The organism is Chroococcidiopsis sp. SAG 2025 (assembly GCF_032860985.1).
In the GTDB taxonomy this organism is placed as follows: Bacteria; Cyanobacteriota; Cyanobacteriia; order Cyanobacteriales; family Chroococcidiopsidaceae; genus Chroococcidiopsis.
This window is the reverse complement of record NZ_JAOCNC010000001.1, coordinates 1,453,704-1,477,532: the sequence shown is the minus strand read 5'-3', so window position 1 is coordinate 1,477,532 and position 23,829 is coordinate 1,453,704. Positions and strand designations below refer to the sequence as shown.

At 45.8% G+C, this 23,829-nt stretch carries 23 protein-coding genes; 5 read left to right on the top strand and 18 right to left on the bottom strand.

Annotated features, from left to right (window positions below):
• Positions 1–174 precede the first annotated feature (174 nt).
• The 4 genes from N4J56_RS07155 to N4J56_RS07140 all read right to left on the bottom strand — a co-directional run bounded on the left by N4J56_RS07155 (position 175) and on the right by N4J56_RS07140 (position 3,153).
• Positions 175–909, bottom strand: coding sequence for a transposase (locus N4J56_RS07155; protein WP_317105834.1), 735 nt, complete (start codon positions 907–909; stop codon positions 175–177).
• Positions 910–950: 41 nt separating this feature from the next.
• Positions 951–1,508, bottom strand: coding sequence for a helix-turn-helix domain-containing protein (locus N4J56_RS07150; RefSeq protein WP_317105833.1), 558 nt, complete (start codon positions 1,506–1,508; stop codon positions 951–953).
• 139 nt (positions 1,509–1,647) lie between these two features.
• A complete protein-coding gene (locus N4J56_RS07145) occupies positions 1,648–2,082 on the bottom strand; it encodes a YidH family protein (protein WP_317105832.1) in 435 nt (144 codons plus the stop codon).
• Entirely contained in the window at positions 2,083–3,153 is a 1,071-nt protein-coding gene (locus N4J56_RS07140; RefSeq protein ID WP_410500304.1) for a hypothetical protein, read from the bottom strand.
• 28 nt (positions 3,154–3,181) lie between these two features.
• Between N4J56_RS07140 and N4J56_RS07135 the strand changes: the two genes are divergently transcribed.
• Positions 3,182–3,721, top strand: coding sequence for a hypothetical protein (locus tag N4J56_RS07135; protein WP_317105830.1), 540 nt, complete (start codon positions 3,182–3,184; stop codon positions 3,719–3,721).
• 75 nt (positions 3,722–3,796) lie between these two features.
• Here the strand turns inward: N4J56_RS07135 and N4J56_RS07130 are convergent, their stop codons facing one another.
• The 6 genes from N4J56_RS07130 to N4J56_RS07105 all read right to left on the bottom strand — a co-directional run bounded on the left by N4J56_RS07130 (position 3,797) and on the right by N4J56_RS07105 (position 13,572).
• Positions 3,797–3,982, bottom strand: a complete 186-nt coding sequence (locus N4J56_RS07130; protein WP_015153726.1) for a hypothetical protein — start codon at positions 3,980–3,982, stop codon at positions 3,797–3,799.
• A 137-nt stretch (positions 3,983–4,119) separates the two neighbouring features.
• Positions 4,120–6,021 (bottom strand): cellulase family glycosylhydrolase, encoded by a 1,902-nt coding sequence (locus N4J56_RS07125; protein ID WP_317105829.1) that lies wholly within the window; start codon positions 6,019–6,021, stop codon positions 4,120–4,122.
• 107 nt (positions 6,022–6,128) lie between these two features.
• Positions 6,129–8,939 carry a glycoside hydrolase family 10 protein gene (locus tag N4J56_RS07120; protein WP_317105828.1) on the bottom strand — a complete coding sequence of 937 codons (2,811 nt, stop codon included), beginning with the start codon at positions 8,937–8,939 and terminating at the stop codon, positions 6,129–6,131.
• A complete protein-coding gene (locus N4J56_RS07115; protein WP_317105827.1) occupies positions 8,939–10,276 on the bottom strand; it encodes a TIGR03279 family radical SAM protein in 1,338 nt (445 codons plus the stop codon). The genes N4J56_RS07120 and N4J56_RS07115 overlap by 1 nt, the downstream gene beginning before the upstream one ends.
• Before the next feature lie 209 nt (positions 10,277–10,485).
• The gene (locus tag N4J56_RS07110) at positions 10,486–11,448 is read right to left on the bottom strand and encodes an undecaprenyl-diphosphate phosphatase (protein ID WP_317105826.1); all 963 of its coding nucleotides are present in this window, start codon (positions 11,446–11,448) and stop codon (positions 10,486–10,488) included.
• Positions 11,449–11,922: 474 nt separating this feature from the next.
• Positions 11,923–13,572 carry a Ppx/GppA phosphatase family protein gene (locus N4J56_RS07105; RefSeq protein ID WP_317105825.1) on the bottom strand — a complete coding sequence of 550 codons (1,650 nt, stop codon included), beginning with the start codon at positions 13,570–13,572 and terminating at the stop codon, positions 11,923–11,925.
• 144 nt (positions 13,573–13,716) lie between these two features.
• Here N4J56_RS07105 and N4J56_RS07100 point away from each other — a divergent pair, with 144 nt between their 5' ends.
• A complete protein-coding gene (locus N4J56_RS07100) occupies positions 13,717–14,604 on the top strand; it encodes a 4-hydroxybenzoate solanesyltransferase (protein ID WP_317105824.1) in 888 nt (295 codons plus the stop codon).
• 152 nt (positions 14,605–14,756) lie between these two features.
• On the opposite strand, the gene N4J56_RS07095 is transcribed toward N4J56_RS07100, so the two are convergent.
• The 6 genes from N4J56_RS07095 to N4J56_RS07070 form a co-directional block, all read right to left on the bottom strand.
• Entirely contained in the window at positions 14,757–15,326 is a 570-nt protein-coding gene (locus tag N4J56_RS07095) for a Uma2 family endonuclease (protein ID WP_317105823.1), read from the bottom strand.
• Between the two features lie 51 nt (positions 15,327–15,377).
• Positions 15,378–16,271 (bottom strand): DUF3685 domain-containing protein, encoded by an 894-nt coding sequence (locus N4J56_RS07090; RefSeq protein ID WP_317105822.1) that lies wholly within the window; start codon positions 16,269–16,271, stop codon positions 15,378–15,380.
• Positions 16,272–16,281: 10 nt separating this feature from the next.
• Positions 16,282–17,241 (bottom strand): response regulator transcription factor, encoded by a 960-nt coding sequence (locus tag N4J56_RS07085; protein ID WP_317105821.1) that lies wholly within the window; start codon positions 17,239–17,241, stop codon positions 16,282–16,284.
• A gap of 50 nt (positions 17,242–17,291) precedes the next feature.
• The gene (locus N4J56_RS07080; RefSeq protein ID WP_317105820.1) at positions 17,292–17,726 is read right to left on the bottom strand and encodes a Fur family transcriptional regulator; all 435 of its coding nucleotides are present in this window, start codon (positions 17,724–17,726) and stop codon (positions 17,292–17,294) included.
• Positions 17,727–18,043: 317 nt separating this feature from the next.
• Positions 18,044–19,048, bottom strand: a complete 1,005-nt coding sequence (gene obgE / locus N4J56_RS07075) for a GTPase ObgE (RefSeq protein ID WP_317105819.1) — start codon at positions 19,046–19,048, stop codon at positions 18,044–18,046.
• Positions 19,049–19,146: 98 nt separating this feature from the next.
• Positions 19,147–19,815: a Mo-dependent nitrogenase C-terminal domain-containing protein gene (locus tag N4J56_RS07070; RefSeq protein ID WP_317105818.1), complete on the bottom strand. Its 669-nt coding sequence runs from the start codon at positions 19,813–19,815 to the stop codon at positions 19,147–19,149.
• A 109-nt stretch (positions 19,816–19,924) separates the two neighbouring features.
• Between N4J56_RS07070 and N4J56_RS07065 the strand changes: the two genes are divergently transcribed.
• A complete protein-coding gene (locus N4J56_RS07065; RefSeq protein WP_317105817.1) occupies positions 19,925–20,293 on the top strand; it encodes an EamA family transporter in 369 nt (122 codons plus the stop codon).
• Between the two features lie 367 nt (positions 20,294–20,660).
• On the top strand, positions 20,661–21,398 hold the full coding sequence (locus N4J56_RS07060) for a hypothetical protein (RefSeq protein WP_317105816.1): 738 nt from the start codon (positions 20,661–20,663) through the stop codon (positions 21,396–21,398).
• A 126-nt stretch (positions 21,399–21,524) separates the two neighbouring features.
• Here the strand turns inward: N4J56_RS07060 and N4J56_RS07055 are convergent, their stop codons facing one another.
• Both N4J56_RS07055 and N4J56_RS07050 read right to left on the bottom strand, forming a co-directional pair.
• A complete protein-coding gene (locus N4J56_RS07055; protein ID WP_317105815.1) occupies positions 21,525–22,085 on the bottom strand; it encodes a phycobiliprotein lyase in 561 nt (186 codons plus the stop codon).
• A gap of 125 nt (positions 22,086–22,210) precedes the next feature.
• A complete protein-coding gene (locus tag N4J56_RS07050) occupies positions 22,211–22,879 on the bottom strand; it encodes a HEAT repeat domain-containing protein (protein WP_317105814.1) in 669 nt (222 codons plus the stop codon).
• A gap of 626 nt (positions 22,880–23,505) precedes the next feature.
• Between N4J56_RS07050 and N4J56_RS07045 the strand changes: the two genes are divergently transcribed.
• Positions 23,506–23,769, top strand: a complete 264-nt coding sequence (locus tag N4J56_RS07045; RefSeq protein ID WP_317105813.1) for a hypothetical protein — start codon at positions 23,506–23,508, stop codon at positions 23,767–23,769.
• Positions 23,770–23,829: the final 60 nt, after the last annotated feature.

Here is a 23,829-nt window from a genome sequence, read left to right as displayed (position 1 = left end):
CCTATTTATTCCGCCACCTGCGCGATTCTCCTTCCTAGCAACCGATAGTATACGATCTTGCTAGCTATAAACAGTTCTCTACATGATGAATGCGATCGTCGAAGCCGTTCACAAGAGCGCATCTCACACTCTGAAAAAGTACGAGCAAACCAGCATTCGGCTACTAGTAGTGGGTCATTTGGTATGAGTGTTGCCATTATTTTTGGCAATAGTTGTCCGCCGAAGAGGACGATGCGTACAGGCACCAGAACCACCAAGAGAGTGAAATCTTTGACGCGCTCTGTCTCGACGTTGCGCTCGTAATCCTGCCCAGACAAACGGCGTTGGTTGTTGGTTCCATCCAAAAGCAGTTGCTTCCAACCACTCAATAATTTGATAGGCTGTTTGCGGATGATGCCCCTCTAGAGCTCGGCGTTTGAGAATTCGTTGAATCGACTCAGCCATATTCAGCCAGCTACCGCCAAGAGGTGTGTAGAGCGGCATGATGCCATGAGCACACAGCCACAATACCAACTGGGGAGTTTTATGTCCGACCAAGTTATCCATCACTAGCAACATTCGCAGTGGCGGTAAGTCGTGTGGGAGTGTAAAGCGTACTTTCAACCCCTGCTGCCAACTTTTCCATAACCGTTGATTTTCTTCAGGCTTGAGTAATCGAGCTGGAGTTGGCAGTGATTGTACAACACTAGCTAATTCTTGCTTGAGCCATTCGTGCAACACAGCATTGGTACAACTGGTAACACCCTTAACTCGTACTTGCCCAGTAGCGGGATGGAATAGCGTTAACAGCTTGGCTGTGCCATTACGGATATATTCATGTTCTTGCCGTGTCGGTTTACCTACTGGCTGCCAATTGCTACCAGGGTAAGGAGCAGTGCCAAATGGTCCCGCCTCGTCTTCGCACCACACACTCAAGCCTAGCTTCTGTCCCTGAGTGTAAGCGCGTTCTATCAGTTTTTTTTTGCCACGGTATCTGGGTCAGTTACTACTACTAGCTTGCCTTTGCGTATGCGCTTCACCTGTCCAGTTTTTAACCAACTGCGGCTCTTTTGCCAGCTATAGCCCGCCTCTTTGAGTACCTGCCAAATTGTATAAGTACTGATTTGGGTTAAGCCATCAGGAGCCTGACGCAAAGCCCGTTGAAGTGTAGCTACTGACCAGGTTGCCGTGCCCTCTTTCTGCCGCTCTGGTTGACGCTGAAATTCGGACAGGATGCGTTGTTTTTCTGGTTCGCTGTATTGCACTACTGCCCCACCGCCATGTCGAGGCTGTAAGGCAGCTAAGCCTTCAACATTGAAGCGACTGACCCACTTGCTGACCGTATCACCACAGCGTAATCCTACTAACTGCGCTGCACTCGTGTAATCAGCCCCAAGAGCCACGGCTAGAATCGCTTTGGCCCGCATGACACTAGCAGATGATTGGGATTGAGAACGGCTCAGTTTTTTCAAGTCGGTTTGTTCTTCATCACTTAACGGTCGCAAAGGTGCTTTTTTTTGCCGTGTCATCACAACCTGAAAAACTATGTATCTTCACTTTAATTGACCATCCTTTTTATGGCAACACTCATACCAAATGACTCACTAGCAGGATTAGGAGTAGAGGGAGATGCACACATGGGCGTAACAGTCAAGCATCGACTGCGAATCAATTTCGATCGCGCTCGGATGCAGGTGGAGATGGTGCAGAACGACCCAAAATTAGCGGAATACTCATAGTTCCCAGAGCCATCATGATGGCTGCCAAAAGCCAAATCACTAAACGGTTGGGGCGATAGTTACCGCTTTCAATTTGCCCAAAAACTCGGTTATATCGCCAAGCTGCTAAGGCAATCGTGAAGATGCCAACTATAACTAGGCTAACCCCCAAATTCTCGGAACTAACTAAATTGCGATCGGCAACCGTAGGTTGTTGAGTCACGGCTGTTTGAAGTTGACGCAGAAATAGACCAAATCGAGCGATCGCAAACCCAAAACCAATTAAAGCGATCGCAGTCCGCAACCAAGCTAAGAAAGTCCGCTCGTTGGCTTGATGTTCCCGTTGGCGATCGATTTCCGATTTTCTGTTCGTGCTATTTTTCATTCAGATTCCCATTTGAAGGGGAGTTGGGGAATCGACTGCGTAACTTCTAACCGAGATATATTTAACACTGCTTTTCTCTTGCGACCAAATCGGCAACTGATTCACCTGTTGTAGCGTTAAATCTACATATCTCTTGCCTTTCTCGCCAACTATCTCCATACCAAAATAGCCTTCTGTGCCATCATGTTCGTGCGGTCCGCTCGAATGTACAGTATAACGACCCTGCCTGACAGCCTGATTAAACGGCGAACCTACCGTCCAAATCCAGCGAGAGGGAAAAACAATTCTGCCAATATCCTCTACCCAGTCTCGTTGACCTTGTAAATGATAAATCTGGTCAGCCGTGTTAAAACCATCCGTACCAGCAAACACACCTCCAATCGAGACAACTGCAATTTGAGTGTTTGGCAGCCATCGATCGAGATATGGAGTTGCGGCAAGGGCAACTTGAGCGCCACCACTCGTCCCTATCAATAGAATCTTAATTGGTTGCTGAGAGGTTTGGGATAAGGGGTGAGCTGCTTGCATCCGGTCAACGATCGCGTTAGCAATCCCCAAGTTATAGACTTTTCCATAGCGATCGTCGGCAGAAATCGCAAAACGCCAGAGGTTGCGAATTTTTATTAATACGTCCGCCACACCATACCAACCTTTAGCCTCGTCTGCAAAACGCCACAAGGGAGCTAAAAAGCGCTCTCCCCCCAAACTTTCATTTGCGGCTGAATAGGGAAAGACATCGCGTACGGTAACGCAGTTAGGATGCGCTTGTTCGAGACGGTTGAGAAAGACTTCTTCCCCAGGTAATAGCTGGTTAGCAGAAAAATCTCCCACACCTGTTAAAAAGACAATGTAACAATTTATATTTGCCGATTGCGCTGGAGAATTTGAACTGTCACCCAACCGCAATTGCTTATCTGGCTTTGGTTTTAGCCCCAAACTCTCCACTTCTTGAGAAAGCCACCAAACCAGAGTTCCCACGGGTGAGAACATGCCCCAAATCAAAAGTATAATTCCCGCTAGAACTAGCAGTCTTAAGCTTCCGCTCCGCAGCCAATTGACAAACCTTACCATTCACTACTCACTTTTCAAGGAATTTAAAGTGCGCGATCGACATAGCAATCTCTGGAGTCTACTACGGGAGGCACTCACTTTAGACCCTAATTTTTACGAACATATTCCTATTAATGCGAAAAATCGCCGCTTCGCCCAAATCGTGGTTGTTCTTGCAGCCATCTCTTACTCTCTCGGTAGTGCTGCGATCTTTTTAATCAACCGAGTTCCCCTACCGCTGTTAATTTTGAGGCTCTTAGGCAGTGGGATTGCGGTCGTCATCGGCTACTACTTTTGGACTTTGACGATTTGGAAAATTGGTGACTGGTTTAAACCAAATCACGTAACTTATCGAGCGCTGATGATTCCTCTAGGCTTGGCTTACGCCCCCCAAGCTCTCAACTTTTTAACTCTGATTCCTCTATTGGGTCAACCAATCGAGCGAGTTTTAGCCGTGTGGAGTTTGCTAGCGGCAATTGTAGCAGTCCGCCAAGGTCTAGATATTTCCCCTGGTTGGGCGATCGCGATCTGTTTAATCGGTTGGATACCACTTCAAATGACAATCGGTCTAGTCAGAGCGATCGTTTGACAAGTCAAAAGTCAAAAGTCAGAAGTCATTTTCCCTGCTCCCTGCTCCCTGCTCCCTATCTTCACTGACAACTGCTCACTGTTCCTGGGTTTTTTCCTGTCGTTCGTCGGAGATTGCTTGTTTAATTTCTGGGCTGTCGAGTAGCTCTTTTGCCATATCCATGAACTTGAGACTGTCTGGGTGGATTGACTGTCGCCGCAAAATGGGAATTTCCTCATTAGAAGCATCGTTGTTTGCTGGACGGTCTGCATCTGAGTACATAATTCCTAACTTGAACTCGCCTTTTAGAAAATTGTATCGAGTTTGTCTCTATATTGCGATCGCAATTGAAGTAGAATGCTGCGATCGCAATTGAAGTAGAACACTGCGATCGCAATTTCGATAGAAAACCATAAAGCTTACGCTTGCACCCGAAAATCGTGGATCGACCACCAAGCTTTTTTCTCTTGTTTGTTGACGACTCGAATATAGCGACCTCTCACAGGAGAATTTAAGCCGATCCTCGTCACGGGAGAACCTAGACCTTGGTAGACGGGTTTGCCAAATTGGTTGGGATTGTTACCTACGTAAACCTCAAATCTTGTCAGGTAATCGTCGGCTGAGGAACCTGCATTCATGACGATCGCTCTAACTGTTTGGGGCGATCGCATATCGATTTGAACCCAATCACCATTCACAATTGCTGCTCCACTGGTATAGCGCGTATCTGAGTTGCGATCGATTGCCATATCTGGCGCTTCTCGATCCCACGTACCTTTGCGGCTGGCTGAGGCTTGCCAGTTACGCGGATTTAATTCATTTTTACCTGCAACCGTTCTTTCAGTTCCAGCACGATAAACTAAAAATTCGGCAAACGACCAATCGGGCTTTGACTTTTTGGCAAATTTTTGCGGGACGATTCTGATATACCTAGCTTTTTGCGTTGGAAAAGACACTTGCGTTCGTGCCATTGCATTGCCCTTGACACTAGCAACTAACTTTCCTTTTGACTTAGCCGTATTAGAGACATACACTTGATAGTCTCGTAAAAAACTACTAGCGGCTTTGCGAGAATCCATCACGATTCTATTGAACGACTGCGACGAACCGAGATCGACAGCAAACCAATTACTGGAACTCGCATTGGCGATCGCGAATTGCGTCCGAAAGTCATTGTCAATTGCTGCTGCGGCATTTCCTCCCGAACTACTTGCTTTCCAAGCGAAACGATTGAGCGAAATCCCTAGTTTCGGTTCGGGAAGACTGTGAGAATCGTCCCACACTTGTTCGCCCAACCAAGTTAAATTTGTCGGGCGACTGCCATTTGTTTTATTCGTACTATCGCCACTTGCTCCACCTGTATCGGAAGTTGCGAGTGCGTTCCAATCCCATGCCCAGTAATGCCATACCAGTCTGCCAATGCCACGCTTTTTTGCCACTGCCAAAGATATACGGGCGGCTTCCGTCACGTCTAAGTCTGCTTGTGAATTACCTGTAGTGGCAGCATACTCGCCAATAATCATTGCCAATCCTTTTTTCTGGACGCGATCGACAAAATTATCGAGTTTATCTAGATTCCAATTCCAATTGACATAAGTATGCAGGCTAAAGACAATTCTCCTTTTCGGATCGGTCTTTAAAAGTTGTTGTCCGTAAGTTAAAAATGCACTGGTAGAATCTTTAATAAAATTAGCTTTGGTTGTTCCATTTCCATCTTCAGAACCAAAGTTATATCCATCAACTACAATAATATTATTTGCACCTGCTTTGCGTATATCTTGTATTAGCAGTTTGTGCATGTCATACCAATATTTTTCGACTTTATTTGTTCCCCCTGGTTCGTTCATAATGTTGAACCAGACATAGGGATTATTTTTATAACGAGTGGCACTTTTGCGCCAAAAATTACGTAAATCTTGTAAGGATGGATTGGAATCTTCAGTATAAAAACTGCCTGAATGGTCGTGACATTCAAGCATAATTACTGTTCTGGGATTACTGCCAGCGTAAGCTTTGACGTATTTATCTATTAGCTCATCTGTGACAAACCAATTCGGATCGCTACCTGGTTTCAGTACTAATGATAGTCTGACGGTATTAAATTTCCAGACAGTTTTGATGGATCTTACATCTTTGGCGCTCGATTGATCTGTCCAAATGCCAATATTTGCTCCTTTCATCACAAACGGCTGTCCGTTAGGAGCAAAAATTTTCGTCCCTCTAACCGTAAATTCTCTGGCGATCGCTGCTTGCGAAAATCCAGTAAAAATTATGCAAAGAAACGCCACAACAGATATAAGTATAAAAGAAATTTTTCTCATGGCGTTACCTATTCTCTAGAAAAGCGATCGCGCAAAGACGCGAAGGCGCTAAGGCTAATCTTTTGCGTCTTTGCGGCTTTGCGCGAGATTAACAAACAGTTGCCATTCTAGCGCTGTCTAGCCAAAGGTGACGATGATTTCAGCACAACTCGTTCGCCGTAATTCAATAACCTTTCCAAGGTTGTGAGGCGATTTGACCACACGTTGACTTGGTAAGAATTTTCTAACGCTTGCGATCGCATCCAATCTTTAAACTGAGTCTGGAAGCTATTCAGGGCTGTCCTAGCTGCTGCTAAGTTACTGACAGAAGGAGTTTGAGCTAAGCGATCCAAAGCAGTCTCTAAGTTTTGCGATCGAGTATTAAACTCATTCAGTGCCGTCCCCTTCAACCAAAGCCGCTCGTTTGTCAGCAAGAATTGCCACTCTTGGCGCAAATGAGCGTAACGCGCCGCTGCTGTGTGGAAAGGCTGACGATAAGGGACTGGTGCAGTCACTTTGACTTTTGTGCCTTGGGTGTTGTGAAAAACTTGCTGGAGTTCATCGTTGAGGTTTTCTACAGCAAAAAGGGCGTAACCGCTCCCGGGTAAGTCTCTAACGAGCTGAATTTGGTCGAATGCACCCATAGTTGGTAAGTTCAGCAAGCGAATTCCTGGCAGCAGCAAAGCCGAACCGAGTTTGCTAGAGGTAATCCAGGGTTGGGCGAGGCGCTGAAAACGGTAAGAATCTAGAGCATAGGTCATCGGCACGATCAAATCTACATCGCCGCGATTTGCCCAGACTTCCCAGTGTTGCTGTAACTTATGGGTGCGATCGTGTTCTGATAGGGGAAAGACAGCCACAGACATCACCAAGTTAGGGCGCTTTTGCTTCAAGTAGCGGGAAGCTTGAGCGACAAAACTATCGATTTGTTGCGTGCGAAACTGCGTCCACCTTTGCCATAAATCGCGATCGCTCGGTTTAATTGTCGTTGGGTCTACGCCCGTCAGTTGTTGAAACTGCTGCCTTGCGGCAATTCCATAACCATAAGTCCGGTCGGCGCTGGGGTCTTGGAAAGGATAGCGGATGTAGTCTAGTTGCAAACCATCCACGTTGTAGCGGCTGACAATTTCTTCGTAAAGCCGTAATAAATATTGTCTGGCGGCGGGGTTGGCTGGGTCTAAAAATGGCTTACCTTGACCAGGCGGAAATAAACTACCGCGATTATCGTAACTCGCCCACTCGGGATGAGCGGCAATGACGGGTCCTGGGTAATCGTCGGGTAAATTTATCAGCTGATTATGTCTCTTGTTACCTGCGGCAAAAGTCCACACCCAAGCGTGTAACTCCATATTGCGATCGTGGGCTAACTTCACCGCTGATGCTAACGGGTCCCAGCCTCTAACTAGTGGGTTGGGTTGAGGTGCAACTTGACTGGGATAGATCGGATAGCCAGCGTTAACGGTTTCAAAAAAGATTGTATTGATACCAGCAGCGGCGAGACGGTCAAAAATCTTTGCCAATCCTTGCTCCGATCCCGCACGAATAATACTACCTCGGTCTAGCCACATCGCCCGAATTTCTGGTTGAGCCGCGTACTGTTCGACGGGGTAGTTTTGCCATAGTAGTGCTTGTGCTTTGTGCCATTGCTGACGCGCCCCCGCAAAGTTCTTTTGGGCGATCGCCTGGGGTAAAGTTTTGGCAATTGCTTTCGCCTCTGCGACTGCCCTAGCTGCCGATTCTGGTAACGTACCCACAAAGGAGCCAGTTGTCGCCACAGCCGTTGCTTCAGAGTTAGTCAGCTGTGCCGTTGCATTACCATTAGCTATGCTGCCACTAAAAGCACGAGCTGCTAACTGAGCGCTTTCAAATCTGCCAATCAGATTATCTAACTCTTGTTTGAGCGCAAATGCCTGTACGCCATCTAAACCTGGTGGGGCAATTCTTTCAATGGCTTCATCTGCTGGGAGTTTGTTGTTGATAGTTTGTTGTTGATAGTTTGTTGTTGGTTGACGGTTGACAGTTGGCGCTGGCATTACACTACGTGAAGACGGTTGATGCTCCTCTGCTCCCCTGCTCCTAGTCTCCTCTGCTCTGTTTTCCGACTCCCGACTCGTGTACGGGAGGGTTTGCAAACCCTCCCCTACCGGCTCCCGACTCTCATATGCCACCGCACTACTACAATTCTGCGGCGCTACCGTAGCCGACTCAGGCAAGGAAATATACTGACTCAAAGAGGCTCTCAACCAAGCGCGATCGAAGTCTCCTGGCGATACAGTACTAGACCCCCAACGCCAACCTAAAACCGTGGCGTGATCGCTTTTGACGACTGCGGCTTGATTTATTTGTGATTGCCAAATCGCGATCGGTCTACTATTCACACCAGTAGGAATCACAACTCCTCCCAGTACCAAACCTTCATTTCCAGCTGGCTCCAGCCAATCTTTACTATTGCCCTGTAAGGTTTGTAGGTTATTGGGAGCATCTAAGGGAAATCCCCAGTATGCCCCTAAAAGCGAACTTAAGAGCTGGCGCACCCCTGGCTGACTCGTACTTCCAACAGCACCGCTGGCTATGACTTTACCACCCCGGCTCATCCATGCTTCTAAGGCAAGTGCTTGGTTAAAGTCAATATTCTCTACGTTAGGCAGAAATATAACAGAGCGATCGCTCAAATCGCTGGCATTTTTGACAGCAGCCAAATCGACGACGCAATAATTGACTCCCGCCGCCTGTAAGCGCGAAGAAATTTCCGTCCACTGAGCAGCATTATCCTCGCTTTTAACTACAGCTAAAACTGCGGGTTTCTCTGCGGCTGTAGCAGGTAAATAGAAGGCAAGAGGCAAAAGTAGAGACGCTAGTAACGTCTCTACTAAAAAATTCACAGACCTAGCCCTTACCAGGGTTGGTAAGAAAGCAAAAATATCAAAATTTTTAGACATTACTTAATACAAGTATCGATGAGTTCCTCAACTCCCCTTACTGGGAGAATTGGGATATTTAATTTATGAGATAACTCTTCTACTGTCATATCATCCAAAAAACAGTTTTCGCCATACTTCAGCATCACGGCAGGCAGTATGACCGCGTTACCTAAGTCTTTACCATATAACCCTTCTAATAAATCTTGTCCTGTGAGTAATCCGGTGACAGAAATTTTTTGTCCCCAATAGTGACTACACAGAGCTACCATATCTATCCGCAGCCCATTTACTTGATTTAACTGTCGTAAAATTGGTTGAAACGCTTTTTCTACGGCATTACCAACAACCCAGATAAATCGGCGCGATGGCTCGACTTGCAGCGGAAGATGTTTGGCTGCACTAGCAAAATGTTTCAAAAATAGGCGAATTGAACCCACACCGTTATCGATTTGAGGATAATCTTCATAATGAGATTGCGGTGGTAAATCCTCCCCTGCAACCAAAAACCACTCATCTGCTAACCAAGCAAAGTTAGTGCCTAGCTGCTGGCGGAATCTCTGCTGCAAAGCTTTGACTTGGGCTATGACTTCAGTTGCTTTTTCTGGAGTCACTGGGATTAACTCATCTTCATCTGGACGAAACCGTGTCAAGCCTACTGGTACGACAGCAACAGAAGTCACTGCTGGTACTTCCTCAGGATCGCCAAGATAAAATTTTGCTAGATCGAGCAACGTTCTTTTCAGATGCACGCCATCGTTAATCCCAGGACAAACAACAACTTGAGCGTGAATTTGCAGTCTTCGTTCTCGAAACCATTCAATCTGCTCTAAAATTTGAGCGGCTCTAGGATTTTTTAGCAGCCGCACCCTAACTTCAGGTTCGGTAGCGTGGACTGAGACATACAAAGGAGACAGGCGCATTTGTTCGATTCGCTGCCATTCCTTTTGGGTGAGGTTTGTCAGTGTCAGGTATGAGCCATAAAGAAAGCTAAGGCGATAGTCATCATCCTTTAGATATAAACTCTGTCGCTTACCTGGAGGTTGCTGGTCGATAAAACAGAACGGACAGCGATTGTTACACTGAATTAACCCATCGAACAGAGCTGTCTCAAACTCTAGTCCTAAATCTTCGTCGTAGTCTTTCTCAATTTCAACCGTATGAGTTTTACCTGCTGCATCTAAGACATCCAGTTGCAGCACTTCATCAGCACACAAAAATTGATAATCAATTAAGTCGCGGGGACGAGTATCATTGATGGATACGATCGCATCTCCTGGTTCAAAGCCAATTTCAGCGGCAATGGAATCAGGCAAAACTTTAGAAATGCGAGCAGGACGAATAGTGATGTCACTCATATCTTGAGGGGTGAGGAGCGAGGAGTTAGAGGTTAGGGGGAGAAGAACAGCTCGGGGAGAGTCGCGAATCAATTCAATGTCACGCCCCACATCCTACACCCCACATCCTACACCCTACACCCTACACCCTACACCCCACACCCTATTTACCACTCACCAATCTCCACTTTCTTTCCCTCGCTCCTCACTCCTCACTCCTCACTCCTCACTTAAACATTCGATAAAACTCCAAACCCGATCGCGGCTAGAATTGCGATGCCAAAGGCGAGTCGATACCAGACGAAGATCCAAGTGTCTTTAGTTTGTAGGTAACGCAACAACCATGCGATCGCGAGGTAGGAAAAAATACCAGATGAAACTACCCCGACGATCAAATTTAGGATTCCATCGCTGCCAATTCCGACTTCTAAAGCATCTTTCAATTCAACTAGACCTGCTAGTGTAATAGCGGGAATACTCAGTAAAAAAGAAAATCTGGCAGCTTTTGCTCGTTCTAATCCTAAAAATAGTCCGGCTGTGAGTGTAGAACCAGAACGAGATACTCCAGGAAATAAAGCGAGTGTCTGAGCTAAGCCCATTAACACGCCATCTTTAACCATAGGTTCGTTAAATTTACGTTTGCGATTGCCCAAAATCTCTGCTAACCCTAATAAACAAGACATCACGATCGAATACACCGCGATCGCTGCTAGGCTACGTAGAGGTGATTTATCAAAACCAGGATAGAAGATTTTAATCAGCAATCCAAAGAACACGATGGGTATCGTACCTAAGACAATACCTAACGCCGTGCCGAATTCTCTGGAATCATAATCTGAGTTGGCGATCGATTTAATGGTTCCGGTGACAATTTGCGCTAAGTCTTTCCAGAAGTACCATAGCACGGCGGCGATACTACCAAGTTGAATTACGGCAGTATAGGCAATACCAGGATCTCCCCATCCCAGTACGACTGGTACAACTTTCAAATGCGCCGTACTGCTGATTGGTAAAAATTCTGTCAATCCTTGGACTATCCCCAGAACGAAGGATTGCAATACAGTCATTCCAGACTCCTCTACGGCTATATTGGGTTGCACGCCGAGAACCTTAATAGGTAAAGCAATGACTGCTGCACAAGCAGCTACACCTACCATCAGAAGCTTAAACATTTGACGTTGTAAAAAAGACATAGAAATTTAAGGGATAAGGGATAGGGGGGACAAGGGGGACAAGGAGGATAAGGGAGCAATTCTAACCACCAGCCACTAGCCACGCACCAAGCTCTTGCTGACAACTGATAACTGTCAACTGTCAACCAATAACCGATCGCGCTTTTCTCGCTACAGCATACCCGCAAACCGCAAATGAGGGGAGGGGTAACTAGAACTTAGAGCGATCGCGTCCACGCTAAATCCAAGATGGTATTTTAACTTGCGATTTACTCAAAATCAGAGCAAAAAAATCAAGTTGTGAATTTTCTCCGACCTTTGGAAAGACTCTAAATACAACTATTTCTCAGTAAGTTATTGCAGGTGATTAGGTTGTTGCCAGTTTGCTCTCCTGACTAGTCAAATTGCTAAAACTATTTCTCACTTATAAAGTGGTAAGTCTATGAAAACTTAGAAAGAGACTATTCGCAAAATGGTTACTTACCTAAATAAAAGTCAACGAACTGATACTGTCGCAGGTTCTAAAGCGGCTACTAACTTCACGTCAAATTCTGTTTCAAATAATGCCTTTTTATAATCCAAACTCCACAATTCTAAAGCACAATCATCATTAGGTTGAGACGGAGTTAGATACAAGTAAAATTCTTTTGAATCTGAATGGCGATCGCAACGCACGCGCTTCACCGCACCAATTTGACGGCGATCTAAAGCCACTGCTAAGCGTAGAAAAGCGCTTAAATGATTGATAATTTGTCGATCGCGTTTGCTAGGTAAATTTCGATAGGATTCGTGCTTTTTCTTCGGGTTACTTTTGCGGTGATAGCGGGCAATATTGGCAATGATTTCAATTTCTGTTTCAGTGTATCCTAATAATTCTCCGTGCCGAATTAAGTAGTATGAGTGTTTGTGATGAGCAGAATGACTGACAAAGTGTCCGCAATTATGTAACATTGCAGATGCCCACAGCAATTCTTGTTCTTCTAAACCCCATTGGTGCAAAATTCCTTGGGTTTGGTTAAATAAACTCATGGCAAAATTAGCCACGCGATCGCTATGCTCTAAGTTAACTTGATATTTCTGTGCTGTTTTAATCACACTTCGCTGGCGGATGGAACTTTGATAGCGCAGGCGATCTTCAATCAAACCGTGAGTCAGCATCCAGTCTACAATGATGCCTTCTCGCAGCGATCGCTCGCACACTACCAATGTCTCAGCTGCTAGCAGCGTCATCGCCTCTTGTAAAATTGTCGCCCCTGCAAGGATAATTTCCGAACGGCGATCGTTCATCCCTGGAATTGCTGCCCGTTCGCTATAATTTAGCTTCCGCAGGCGATCGACTAATTGTCGCAATTCCCTCAAACTAAATTCATACCCAGTCAAGGGAGACGGTACTGTACCCGTTTTTTCTCTAGCAATAATTGTTGCTACCGTTTCAATCGTGCCAGAAGTTCCCACTAAGCGGAAAATTTCCCCTGGCTGTAAGTGTGCGTGCAAGTCTTCCGCCGCACGTTCTAACATTCCCCGCACGTAGGCTTGAAGATATTGATATTCGCTGTTAGTAATCGGATCTGTAGTGACGAATTCTGAGGTAAGTCTGACAGCTCCAATTTTGTTACTGCTGAGAGAACGCGGTTCGTGGCTATCTCCCAAAATTATTTCTGTAGAACCACCACCAATGTCGATAATGGCATGGGGTTGGTTGTTGAATTCCATTCCCGATAGTACGCCGAGATAAATGCGACGTGCTTCTTCATACCCAGAAATCAAGTCAACATTTAAGCCGATTTCTTCTTTGACTTGATGTAAAAACTCGCGTCCGTTGGGTGCTTCGCGGACAGCGCTCGTCGCTACAGCAATAATAGAATCAGCGTTGCAGCTCTTGGCAATGTCTTGAAAACGGCGTAAAGTTGCGATCGCCCTTGCCATCACCTCTGGTTTCAATTCTCCCGTTTCTGGGTTGCGATCGCCTAAGCGGACAGTTTCTTTTTCTCTAGTAATGATGGTAAAAGCTGGCAGTTTCGGCTCTATACTGACTACTACCATATGCAGAGAGTTTGTCCCCATGTCGATCGCCGCGAGGATCTGTTCTTGCTCTACAATTTGAGCGGGAATACTCTGCCAGCTAGTGAAAACAGAATCAACCATCTAAATTTACTGGTAATTAACGGCAACAACTGAACGGCAATTATTTAGATGAAGTTATTGAGGTTTTTCTACCCAAACTTCGCGCTATTCTAATTAGGGAAAAAGATACGAACCATTACATCTGCCTATAGTTACCATTTTTCCATGAATACGATCGCACCACAACAGAGTTCCGAACCAACCTGGCTAAAAATTATCCGACTGTTACGCTGGGATAAGCCAGAAGGACGTTTAATTTTAATGATTCCCGCTCTGTGGGCGGTGCTTTTAGCAGCTAGAGCGACTCCACCCTTACTACTAGTAGGAGTCATCGTCTTGGGGACTTTTGCCACTAGTGCTGCTGGGTGCGTAGCGAACGATCTTTGGGATCGAGACATCGATCCGCAAGTAGAAAGGACTCGCAATCGTCCGCTTGCTTCCCGCGCTTTATCTATCCGAGTAGGAATTGTAGTTGGTTGCGTTGCTTTAGTTTGTGCTTTTATTTTGTCTTTGTACTTAAACCAATTATCGTTTTGGTTGTGTGTCGCCGCCGTACCCGTTATTTTGCTTTATCCAGGGGCAAAGCGAGTGTTTCCCGTCCCTCAATTGGTGTTATCTATTGCCTGGGGTTTTGGCGTATTAATTAGCTGGAGTGCCGTCACGGGAAGTTTAGATAAGGCAACTTGGCTGCTGTGGGGCGCAACTTTATGCTGGACGCTAGGATTTGATACAGTTTATGCGATGAGCGATCGCGAGGATGACAAGCGCATCGGCGTGAATTCTAGTGCTTTATTTTTCGGTAAATACGCCCCAGAAGCGATCGCGGTTTTCTTTGCTGGTACTGTGTTTTTACTCGGTTGGCTGGGTGTAGTCATGCAGCTACATCTAGGTTTTTGGCTTACCCTTGTCTTGGCTGCATCTGGCTGGATTTGGCAATATACTCGGTTGCGCGATCCGCAGTTACCAAATCCTGCTTATGGAGAAATGTTTCGTCAGAATGTTTGGTTGGGTTTTCTGTTACTCGGGGGGATGATTGCGGGGATTTTGGTTTGAATTAATTAAAGATCTACTTTGAGAACGGGAGTCGGTAGGGGCGGGTTTGCAAACCCGCCCGTACACGAGTCGGGAGTTGGGAGTAGCAAACAAGACAAAATTTTGACTTTTAACTTTTGACTTGCTTAGTCGGTGGGCAATGCCCACCCTACTTAGGTAAAGGTGACATCTTCGTAAAGTGCTGCTAGCGTTGACTCAAAACCTACACTATCGAGCCGAAATGTTGTCTGCTGTGGTGTGTAAGACTGCCACACCCATAACCCTTCCTCGTTGCGTCGGAAGCACTCAACTCGCTGCCGCTTGGTGTTAATCAGGACGTACTCGCGGAGGCTTTCTAGTTCTTGATAATCAACAAATTTGTCACCGCGATCAAAGGCTTCAGTAGAATCGAACAAGACTTCGACAATTAGACTAGGAAAACACTTGTAAGTAGAGGTTTCGCGATCGCGCGGATCGCAAGTCACCATGACATCGGGATAGTAGAATCGATTCAGCGATTCGAGCCGTGCTTTCATATCAGCAATATAGACACGGCAACCGGAACCTCGAACATGGCTGCGAAGAAGCGTGGCAAGGTTAAGGGCAATGGTAACGTGGGGATCGCTTGCCCCAGCCATAGCATAGACTTGCCCATCAATATATTCGTGCTTGATGTTGCTCGCATCCTCCAGTTGGAGGTATTCGTCGGCGGTGAGGTAGGTTTGTTGTGGGGAGGCAATCATACTTAATTACTCACTTAGCGATCGCTTGCCATCATATAATTTTTCGATCTATCACAATCGTTTATTCTTACTTTCCTGCCAAGAACCACCCAAACCTTGTAAAACTCCCCTGCCAATTAAACCGATTGTTTTTCCTACAACTTGGGTCAAAACAAAAATAATTCCTTTACCCACAAACGATACCACCGCTTGTATACGAGGCGCGATCGCATCTCGTAATTCAAGAGCTAAAGTTACGACTAGTGGAATTCCTGAAAGTCGCGTTAATTCGCGATCGCGAGGTGCGTAAATTGATATTTTGGCAATTCCACGTGGTGCTAGCAATAACATTTCATAGCGACTTTCAAAAATCTGGCGGGGTTCTTCAAAATATGTCCTAGCCCGATATTTCCACGATAAACTATTTCTGAATCGCTCTATTTCCCTTGTGGAAATTAAACGGCGATCGTAATAATTTTGTTTGATAACTTCTAGTTCGGCAAATTGATTCAAAAGTGGCTGTACGACAGCATTTGCAAGTTGAATTATCAAATTCTGTAGAATTATTTCCGCTCTTTCCTTCGCCTCCAAACTTTCAGCCGCAAAGGAAATATTATCGATAACTAAAGGTGTAGCAAATAGTAGATAGGAAAATAGATCGCTGACGAGAGGAATTTTATCTAAAATTGCTGTTTGCACGACAATTTCAGCTTGTAACAAACTATTGACAAAATCTACAGTAATTCCCTCCACTAACAGAGTAGAGTATCTCCCAAAAAAATCTATAGTTGTTGCTTGCCACAAATCCCGTAGAATAGCGGCTTGCATTACAGGAAGGCGATCGCTGTGGACTTGAGAAAAGCGTAAATCTGCTAAGATATCCTCTATTTTCTTGAGAATTAAGTGCAGCAGTTCCCGTTTCTTATCTTCTCGAAAAATGTCAATTTCTAAGGGAATAGAAGTCAAATTCTCTAGACTAAATTCTAATCTTTCCCGCGTTGAAGTAAATATGGTTGTTGGTTGTTGGGGAGTCGGGAGTCGGGAGTCGGGAGTCGGGAGTCGGGAGGCGGGAGGAGCGAGGAAGTTTTCTGTCTGTCCTCCTTGTCCCCCTTCTCCCCCCTAATCCCCACTCCCTGCCCTTCGGGAACGGCTTCGCCGAACGGTCGCGGGGACCCCGAGTTCCCCCTTGTCTTCCTTGTCCTTCCTCATTCCCTACAACCAACAACCGCTCGACAACCCACCGCGCTGCTAATAATTCTCGCCTTTGCCCTGCAAGCATGGCGCGATCGAGTGTAGGGAGTCCAGGTTCTTGCAGCCTTGCTGTGACTTGCGCCAAATTGCCGTTTATTTGTTGTAGCCCCGATCGTCGCAGACGATCGCGCGTTCCGATTAAAAACCATTGGAAGGGCAGGTTTGTCTGTATTGTCGATCGGCTTCCAGACAGATCTGATAAACCCACCCCTACAATTTCCGACTCCCGACTACGCGGTTCCGATGCGGAGGACACCTCGCCTGGAACCCGCTTCCCGACTCCCGACTCCCAATAAGATCGCCCTGCTGCCAATTCTCGAATTATATGAATTATTTCCTCTGCGGTAATTCCTTTATGACAAAATCCCTCTACACCCGCTTGTCTTGCTGCGGCGAGTTGACTGGGTTCGGGGTGGCAAGTCAGTATGAGGATCGGCAGGTTGGGATATTGAGTTTTGATTTGCTGACATAGTTGCCATCCCATGACAGAAGAATCAGACAATCTCAGCTCTACGATCGCTACGTCTATTCCTAGTGCTGATATGTTCTGCAAGACAGCCTGACTATCTGCTGCTTCTGCTGCTACTCGTACCTGTGAATGTTGCTCTAAAACGACCCTCAAACCCGTGCGGTAGATAGAGTCTGGATCGATTAGTAGTAGGTTAATAGGGCGATCGCTCATCATGCGTTATTTGGCGCTTCCATGCAGAGCGTACCGCAAATTGTTGTTTTTTGTTACTGCCTGTAGCCGTAAAAATTAATGCTATAGTCAGTAATTTTCACACCTGTCCTGGCTTCAACTTCCCGCAGCAAGCTTTCTGGCAATTCCACCTCAACATCAAGAATTTGAGCGGTATCCAGACAGTTGATGTGGCTGTGGGAGTCGCTGATATTTCCGTACAGGCGACCGTCAGCACGCTCGATGCATTCTATAATACCCTGGGTTGACAGCGCTTCCAAGTTTTGGTAAACCGAGGTGTGTCCGATGTCTTTACCTTGCTGGTTGAGGCGATCGTAAATTTCTCTTGCCGATAAGTGTTCTTTAGCCTGCCAAAGTAACTCTAGTATAAAACGACGCTGGCGGCTGACGCGCATACCTAAGTGCTGACACCGTTCTAAAGCATCTTCTAGAGATCGAATTGGTTTTACTGCTGCCGCTTCTTGTTGCATATCCGCATCTTTGATCTAAATTTATGTAGCTTAACTACCCATGTCAATGAGTGATGATTTTATCTTCTATTTAGTTTCAAACACTGAGTCTGCTTTGAATTTGTACTAAGAGCTTCAGGTTAATAGATTTAATCCCATACCGTTGCTAATGACGTTTCGCTTTTGTTTGTAAAAATTACAACCAGCATAAAACCGTACGAGACTTAACAATTAACTGTCGAGTTCTTAGTTACTTATATGAACTCATTACAAGTTTAATCTATTTTAGATGTAAACGTCTATCAGTTATTAGTTGTCACTTACTTACGACTTACTAATTACCTAACAGCATTTAGCTCGTCGAGCATAGACCAGACTTGTTGCATCAGTGCGTCCAATCCTTGACGGGTGATAGCTGAGATTGTTAAGACTTGCATTCCAGTCTTATCTTCTAACTGTTGGACGATCGCCTCTACCGTAGCTTCATCTACTGCATCGACTTTATTGAGAGCTAAGATTTGGGGACGTTCTGCTAGTCCGCGATCGTAGGCAATCAATTCTTGCTGGATAATTTGGTAGTCAGACAAAGGCTGTTCGCTACTAACGTCAACTAAATGGAGTAATAACCGAGTGCGTTCGATGTGACGTAAAAATTCGTGTCCTAACCCAGCTCCTTCATGCGCTCCCTCAATTAACCCAGGAATATCAGCAAATACAGTTCCGTCACCCGTTGGCTTACGGACGACTCCTAAATTCGGTACTAGGGTGGTGAAAGGATAGTCGGCGATTTTCGGTTTAGCAGCAGATAAAGCAGAAATTAGAGTTGATTTTCCAGCATTAGGTAGTCCAATAATGCCAACTTCTGCCAACAGTTTTAACTCTAAGCGCAATAGTTTGTGTTCTCCAGGCAATCCTGGTAAAGCATACTCTGGAGCGCGGTTGCGGTTACTTAAGAAATATTTATTACCCAGTCCTCCCTTACCACCTTCAGCTACGCATAAAACTTGACCTGAAAGGACGAGATCGCCAATAATTTCTCCAGTTTCCTTATCGTAGACAACCGTACCGCAGGGAACCTCAAGATATAGGTCTTCGCCTGCGCCTCCCGTGCAGTTATTCGGTCCACCACGTTCGCCATTTTTGGCTTTGAAACTGCGGGCGTACTGAAAATCTAGCAAAGTTTGCAGATTTTCCATTGCTACTAAGAACACAGAACCGCCTTTACCACCATTTCCGCCAGCAGGTCCGCCAGCAGGTACGTACTTTTCTCGCCGGAAGGCGACGATTCCATCGCCACCTTTACCAGCTAGCACTTCAATTTCCGCGCGATCGATAAATTGCATTTTTTAATGGGTTAGCGGTTAGGGATTAGGAGTTAGGGAAAGAGGTAGAGTAAAAATCTTGTTCCATTCCCTACTCCCTACTCCCTACTCCCTACTCCCTAAATATATTCTGAAACATCTTCACCACAGTCATCTGCTAAGTAGGACAAGGCACGGAAGCGCAAGCCTACTAGTTGTTCGTACAGTGGGTTGAGCTTGCATAAAGGGGGAATGTGGACAACTTTATGACCGAAGAGTTTAATATCTCGTTCAAAAGGACATTGGGAAGGTATCATTTTACATAAAAAATGGGCAACTTTGGGATCGTGGATTTCTAACCCATCGAGCCAGTCGCGCACGGGGTGGAGTACATCTATATGAGGATGAGAACCTAACTCATCTTGCGGGCGATCGCCGCGATCGCATAGAGTATGACGCAGGGAGACAAGTACGTTATCTTGTAGACCGAGGGCGTGGCAGAACTGATGTAACAGCTCGTCTTCGGGGGTAGAGTAAGTACCATCGGCGATCGCCACCATGACAGCTGTGCGTAAAAAGTTTTCTGCTATGTGCTGGTTTTGTCCCAGCGCCGCAGCAAGTTCCTCTACTGTAATTGGTGTCATGGCACTTAGCTTGTCTGCGGGTTTTAATTCTCCTAGTGCCAGAGTCGGAATGAGTTCTCGTTCGTGTGCCTCAAAATCACCATCTGCCCAGGCTACTGCCAGTAAACCGCGCAGCCAAGCTTCAATTTGCTCTTGCGTGTTTGGAGAAATCGCCAGATTTGTCATAAGGTTTCTACCTACAAATTTGCCGAAACATGCCGAAACAATATTAGGTTAGCAAAGCTCTCGCTAGCGTAAACTAGTAAACCGAATTAATTGCCACAAGGATTGTTGCGTGACTTTACCAGAATTCGGATTGTTCTTAATTTCGATCCTAGCGAGTGTAGCTGGGCAATGGTTACTCAAAACAGGCGCATTAAAGTTAGGAAAAGTTAATGCCACTAATATGTTTAGTCATTTGCTCGGAATCTTAAGCACTCCAGAGTTGCTGGTAGGATTGGCTTGCTATGGCATGGGAGCATTCTTCTACATTCTGGTATTGACGAGAGTAAATCTAAGTGTTGCTGGTCCCGCTGCTTCCCTGTCCTATGTTTTCTCAGTCATATTGGGTTATTTTGTCTTTCGAGAGTCAATTCCTTTAAATCAAATCGTTGCTTTAGGATTTATCGTTGCTGGAGTCATACTATTGGTATGGCGAAAGTAGAGGCTGAGGGATTCGGAATTGAGAATTCGGAATTATCAACTTCTAGTCTTTCGTTTCATGTCTGCGATCGCGCATCGTTCTGCTGTACGGAAAGGTTGTAACTACAGAATTCTTGGCGATCGTACGGAGAGCTGCAAAATACTCGTCCCTACAAATCCTGACAACTGATAACTTTGTACAGACGTTACATGTAACGTCTGTACACTGACAACTGAATAACCGATCGCTGCTGCCAAATTAAATCAATATAAATTTCGTAATGCATTTAGGCAAAAGCGACTTATTATCCTTGCGGGGGGATTGTGCGGATAAAGAAAATTAGGCTAAATTCGATCGCATGTTTTATTGTAGAAGTGTAGGCTAGCTAATGTTGACACAAGCTTGGAATCCAACTGCTGATAGCGCAGTCGCATTATTACTACACTATATTTTCGACCTGGGTGGTCATAATGCTCGCGAATTAGTCGAACGCTGGCTGAGATTTTATCCGGCAAACTGGGTGCGCTTGGCAGCGATCGAAGCTCTTTACCAAGGTCGTTATAAGGCAGTCTCCGTCGAGCAAATCTTAAGTATCTGGCAGCGGCGAGGTCAGATCCAACCTCATTTTAATTGCGAGTTTGAACGACTTGTCTGCGGCAACATTCAACCGCGCTTGAGCGCCCAGCCAAGCTACCCGCTATTGCCCGAAGTTCATTATCGTCCAATCGCGATCGCACCTGTTACACCACTGAATCGTGGCGCTCGCCGAACCTGTGGAGCGATAACGGATACCCCTTCTACTCAACCCAGGCAACTGAATGATGTTGCTCGTCACCTTCATACAATTAGAGCTAACGCCAGTCAAAAACGATCGGCTGCGGTTGCAGTCGTAGAGATTGCTCCTAATGCTACTTCTGCAACTGCTGAAAAACGTCAGGCATCAGATCGAGAGAGTCAGCGCGATCGCCACGAATCTGAACTAAAGCGCCATCATCCCTTACCAAGTAGTGCTTCATCTCAATCGAGCGGTAGTTTCCACCAGCCACCGATTCGTCAATTTAACCCAGGAACTACAAAAGCTTCTGATTTTTGTACTAAACTCAAAGCAATTTCTCAATATCACTAATAGCAGGGAGCAGGGAGCAGGGAGCAGAGAAAGAAATATGGCTCCTAACTTCTGACTTGGAGACTTCTCCCCCCTCTTCCTTGTCTCCCTTGTCTCTCTCAGCTCTCTTTCTCGTTCCCTCAAAAATTAGTTTGCATTAAAAGCTTCTACTGCTTGTGCAGATGGCTGCACTCCGCCCATGCGAATTTCAGAGGTAAAGGAAGCCATGCTGAAGCCACCAAACCGCTTTAAGACGCTAACTCGCATCCGTAAATTAGGGCTAGCAAACCACAGCCTCTCTTCGGAAAACATGGTTTCGTACTCAGTAATTAGAGTCAGTGCTTTATCGCCGTCCATCATGTAGCGTCCGGCAACAGGGGCTTTTTCAGCATAACCCATTTCCCGTAACAGCTTACCTTGGTTGGGATTATCGGCATCAGGGACAGAAACCAGCACGGTAGAGCCAGTGTGTTTTTCTTCATCCCATTCCATCGTTCCATTCCAGCTGACTCGCGCCCCGCACGTTGCCAAGCCAGGTTCGATTCCATATTGTTCGCAAAGTTTAATCACCTCTGGGCAATCCAACGCTAGCGTTTCAATTACAATATCCGATTTGCCATCCTCAGCTTGTTTAAAGGCAAGGTGGTGACTGGTGCGATGGGAAAACCATTTACCAGCACTCAGCTCAAAAAACTCTTGAATATTCATGCAGCTACAATCCTAAAGCAACAGTTCTTAAAATTTCTCTTAATTTAGACTAACAAGAATAGGGTATGGGGTTTGGGGTAAGTTGATTCGGAATTCGGAATTCCGAATTCCGAATTCCGAATTTCCTAGTTTTCGCCCAAGCGTTGCAGTGAAATTCTGGCAGCTTCAGCGACTTGAAAATGATTATCTTTTTCCATGTATTTAAGGGCGGAAACACTTTTAGGACTGGGAAGGTTGCCTAATGCTTCTGCTAGACGCTGTCTGACCAGCCAATCTTCCGCTTGAGCAAAGCGAAGAATTGGCTCGATCGCTTCTAAGTCTCTAATTTCCCCAATTGCCGCGATCGCTGCCTGTTGTATGACTATTTCATCACTATCTAAGGCTTGTAGCAAGACTTGCCGAGCGCGAGGATCTTTGAGGTTGCCCAGCGATACTGCTGCACTAAAGCGGACTAGCCATTCTGTATCTTCATAGAAAGCCCGAATTAATGGTTCGACTCCACGCGGGTCGCCCAAATACCCTAACGCGCCAGCGGCATCAGCGCGAATGCCGTAGTCTGCGTCGGTTTCTAGCAAGCGCACTAAAATTGGATAGCATTCGTCTGTATGCTTTATCCCTAGAGCAAATACAGCCATCGAGCGAATTTGCAAAATCTCATCATCGAGGACTTTTTTAATCAAAGGTACGGCTTCAACAGCTGGGACGTGACGCAGCTGGGCTAAAGCCACCATGCGATCGCGACTATTGGGGCTGTCTAGCTGAGCAGAAATTTCCTCTGTGCTAGGATGAGCCATGAATTTAGAACCACCTTTTACAATCTTCTCTAGTCTAGAATTATCATTGTTTGAGCCTATAAATAAATTCTTCCAATAGAAGTAATTGAAATGGTTGGGAATAGATAATTAGTAGGCGAGCGCAGTTACGCCTGCTGGGGAGCGCGTCATATTCCCATCAATTACCAAAACCAGCCAAATTCCCCCTATAAAAAGCTATCCGCTCTTACTAGGGATCTTGCGATCGAAGTAAGAGCGGTCTAGTTGGGTCTTCAGATTGAAACCTGACTGCCGGAAGGAACTCCAAACCAGCCTGGGTCTTTGAGTTATCTCAGTCTCAAAAAGACTAAGGCTAACTTTAGAGAACGGCTCCGGCGCGCAGCCGGCTAGCTTCAACCTGATGACCCATGCATTTACTACTTTCTATCATGGGCATCACCTCCTTGTTGCCTAAGCGGTCTTAGTCTCAAGAGGTCAGAGCATTTATGCCCTGCCGTCGTTTGCTTTACTTACGATAACACACGATTTGCGTTTTGCGTGAAATCAGTTATCAGTTGTCAGTTACCGTCAACTGTAGACCGTCAACTATTCACCTTCTTCATAATTTAGCGATCGCCAAAACAAGATTTGATTAAGCAGAGCAATTTGTGATACTTTTCATTATCCGTAGGGGAATGCTTTCAGCAGAATCGAAGCACGACTTATTGATTATGCTGGCAGCAAAACCCAAGCCTAAATTTTCTACCCTTCTATTTTTTATTGCCTTCAGCTTGGCTGTACCAGCATTTTTTAACCTCAAAGTTTGTCTTCCTCCAGCAATGTTTTGCTTTCTGCTAGGAAGCTTAGTAGAGGGAGTCGAAGTCGTAGCAGACAAGAATCAGAAGCATCGAGATAAAAGATTCAAAGCGTAATCGGTCTCATCAAAATGTAAAGCACAAAAAAGCCTCCACAACTTAGTGGAGGCTTTGGTT

Excerpts from the sequence above, each read along its gene's own strand:
- N4J56_RS07150 (WP_317105833.1), bottom strand. The coding sequence starts at position 1,508 with ATGACACGGCAAAAAAAAGCACCTTTGCGACCGTTAAGTGATGAAGAA.
- N4J56_RS07145 (WP_317105832.1), bottom strand. The coding sequence starts at position 2,082 with ATGAAAAATAGCACGAACAGAAAATCGGAAATCGATCGCCAACGGGAA.
- N4J56_RS07140 (WP_410500304.1), bottom strand. The coding sequence starts at position 3,153 with ATGGTAAGGTTTGTCAATTGGCTGCGGAGCGGAAGCTTAAGACTGCTA.
- N4J56_RS07130 (WP_015153726.1), bottom strand. The coding sequence starts at position 3,982 with ATGTACTCAGATGCAGACCGTCCAGCAAACAACGATGCTTCTAATGAG.
- N4J56_RS07125 (WP_317105829.1), bottom strand. The coding sequence starts at position 6,021 with ATGAGAAAAATTTCTTTTATACTTATATCTGTTGTGGCGTTTCTTTGC.
- N4J56_RS07120 (WP_317105828.1), bottom strand. The coding sequence starts at position 8,939 with ATGTCTAAAAATTTTGATATTTTTGCTTTCTTACCAACCCTGGTAAGG.
- N4J56_RS07115 (WP_317105827.1), bottom strand. The coding sequence starts at position 10,276 with ATGAGTGACATCACTATTCGTCCTGCTCGCATTTCTAAAGTTTTGCCT.
- N4J56_RS07110 (WP_317105826.1), bottom strand. The coding sequence starts at position 11,448 with ATGTCTTTTTTACAACGTCAAATGTTTAAGCTTCTGATGGTAGGTGTA.
- N4J56_RS07105 (WP_317105825.1), bottom strand. The coding sequence starts at position 13,572 with ATGGTTGATTCTGTTTTCACTAGCTGGCAGAGTATTCCCGCTCAAATT.
- N4J56_RS07100 (WP_317105824.1), top strand. The coding sequence starts at position 13,717 with ATGAATACGATCGCACCACAACAGAGTTCCGAACCAACCTGGCTAAAA.
- N4J56_RS07095 (WP_317105823.1), bottom strand. The coding sequence starts at position 15,326 with ATGATTGCCTCCCCACAACAAACCTACCTCACCGCCGACGAATACCTC.
- N4J56_RS07085 (WP_317105821.1), bottom strand. The coding sequence starts at position 17,241 with ATGATGAGCGATCGCCCTATTAACCTACTACTAATCGATCCAGACTCT.
- N4J56_RS07080 (WP_317105820.1), bottom strand. The coding sequence starts at position 17,726 with ATGCAACAAGAAGCGGCAGCAGTAAAACCAATTCGATCTCTAGAAGAT.
- obgE (WP_317105819.1), bottom strand. The coding sequence starts at position 19,048 with ATGCAATTTATCGATCGCGCGGAAATTGAAGTGCTAGCTGGTAAAGGT.
- N4J56_RS07070 (WP_317105818.1), bottom strand. The coding sequence starts at position 19,815 with ATGACAAATCTGGCGATTTCTCCAAACACGCAAGAGCAAATTGAAGCT.
- N4J56_RS07060 (WP_317105816.1), top strand. The coding sequence starts at position 20,661 with ATGTTGACACAAGCTTGGAATCCAACTGCTGATAGCGCAGTCGCATTA.
- N4J56_RS07055 (WP_317105815.1), bottom strand. The coding sequence starts at position 22,085 with ATGAATATTCAAGAGTTTTTTGAGCTGAGTGCTGGTAAATGGTTTTCC.
- N4J56_RS07050 (WP_317105814.1), bottom strand. The coding sequence starts at position 22,879 with ATGGCTCATCCTAGCACAGAGGAAATTTCTGCTCAGCTAGACAGCCCC.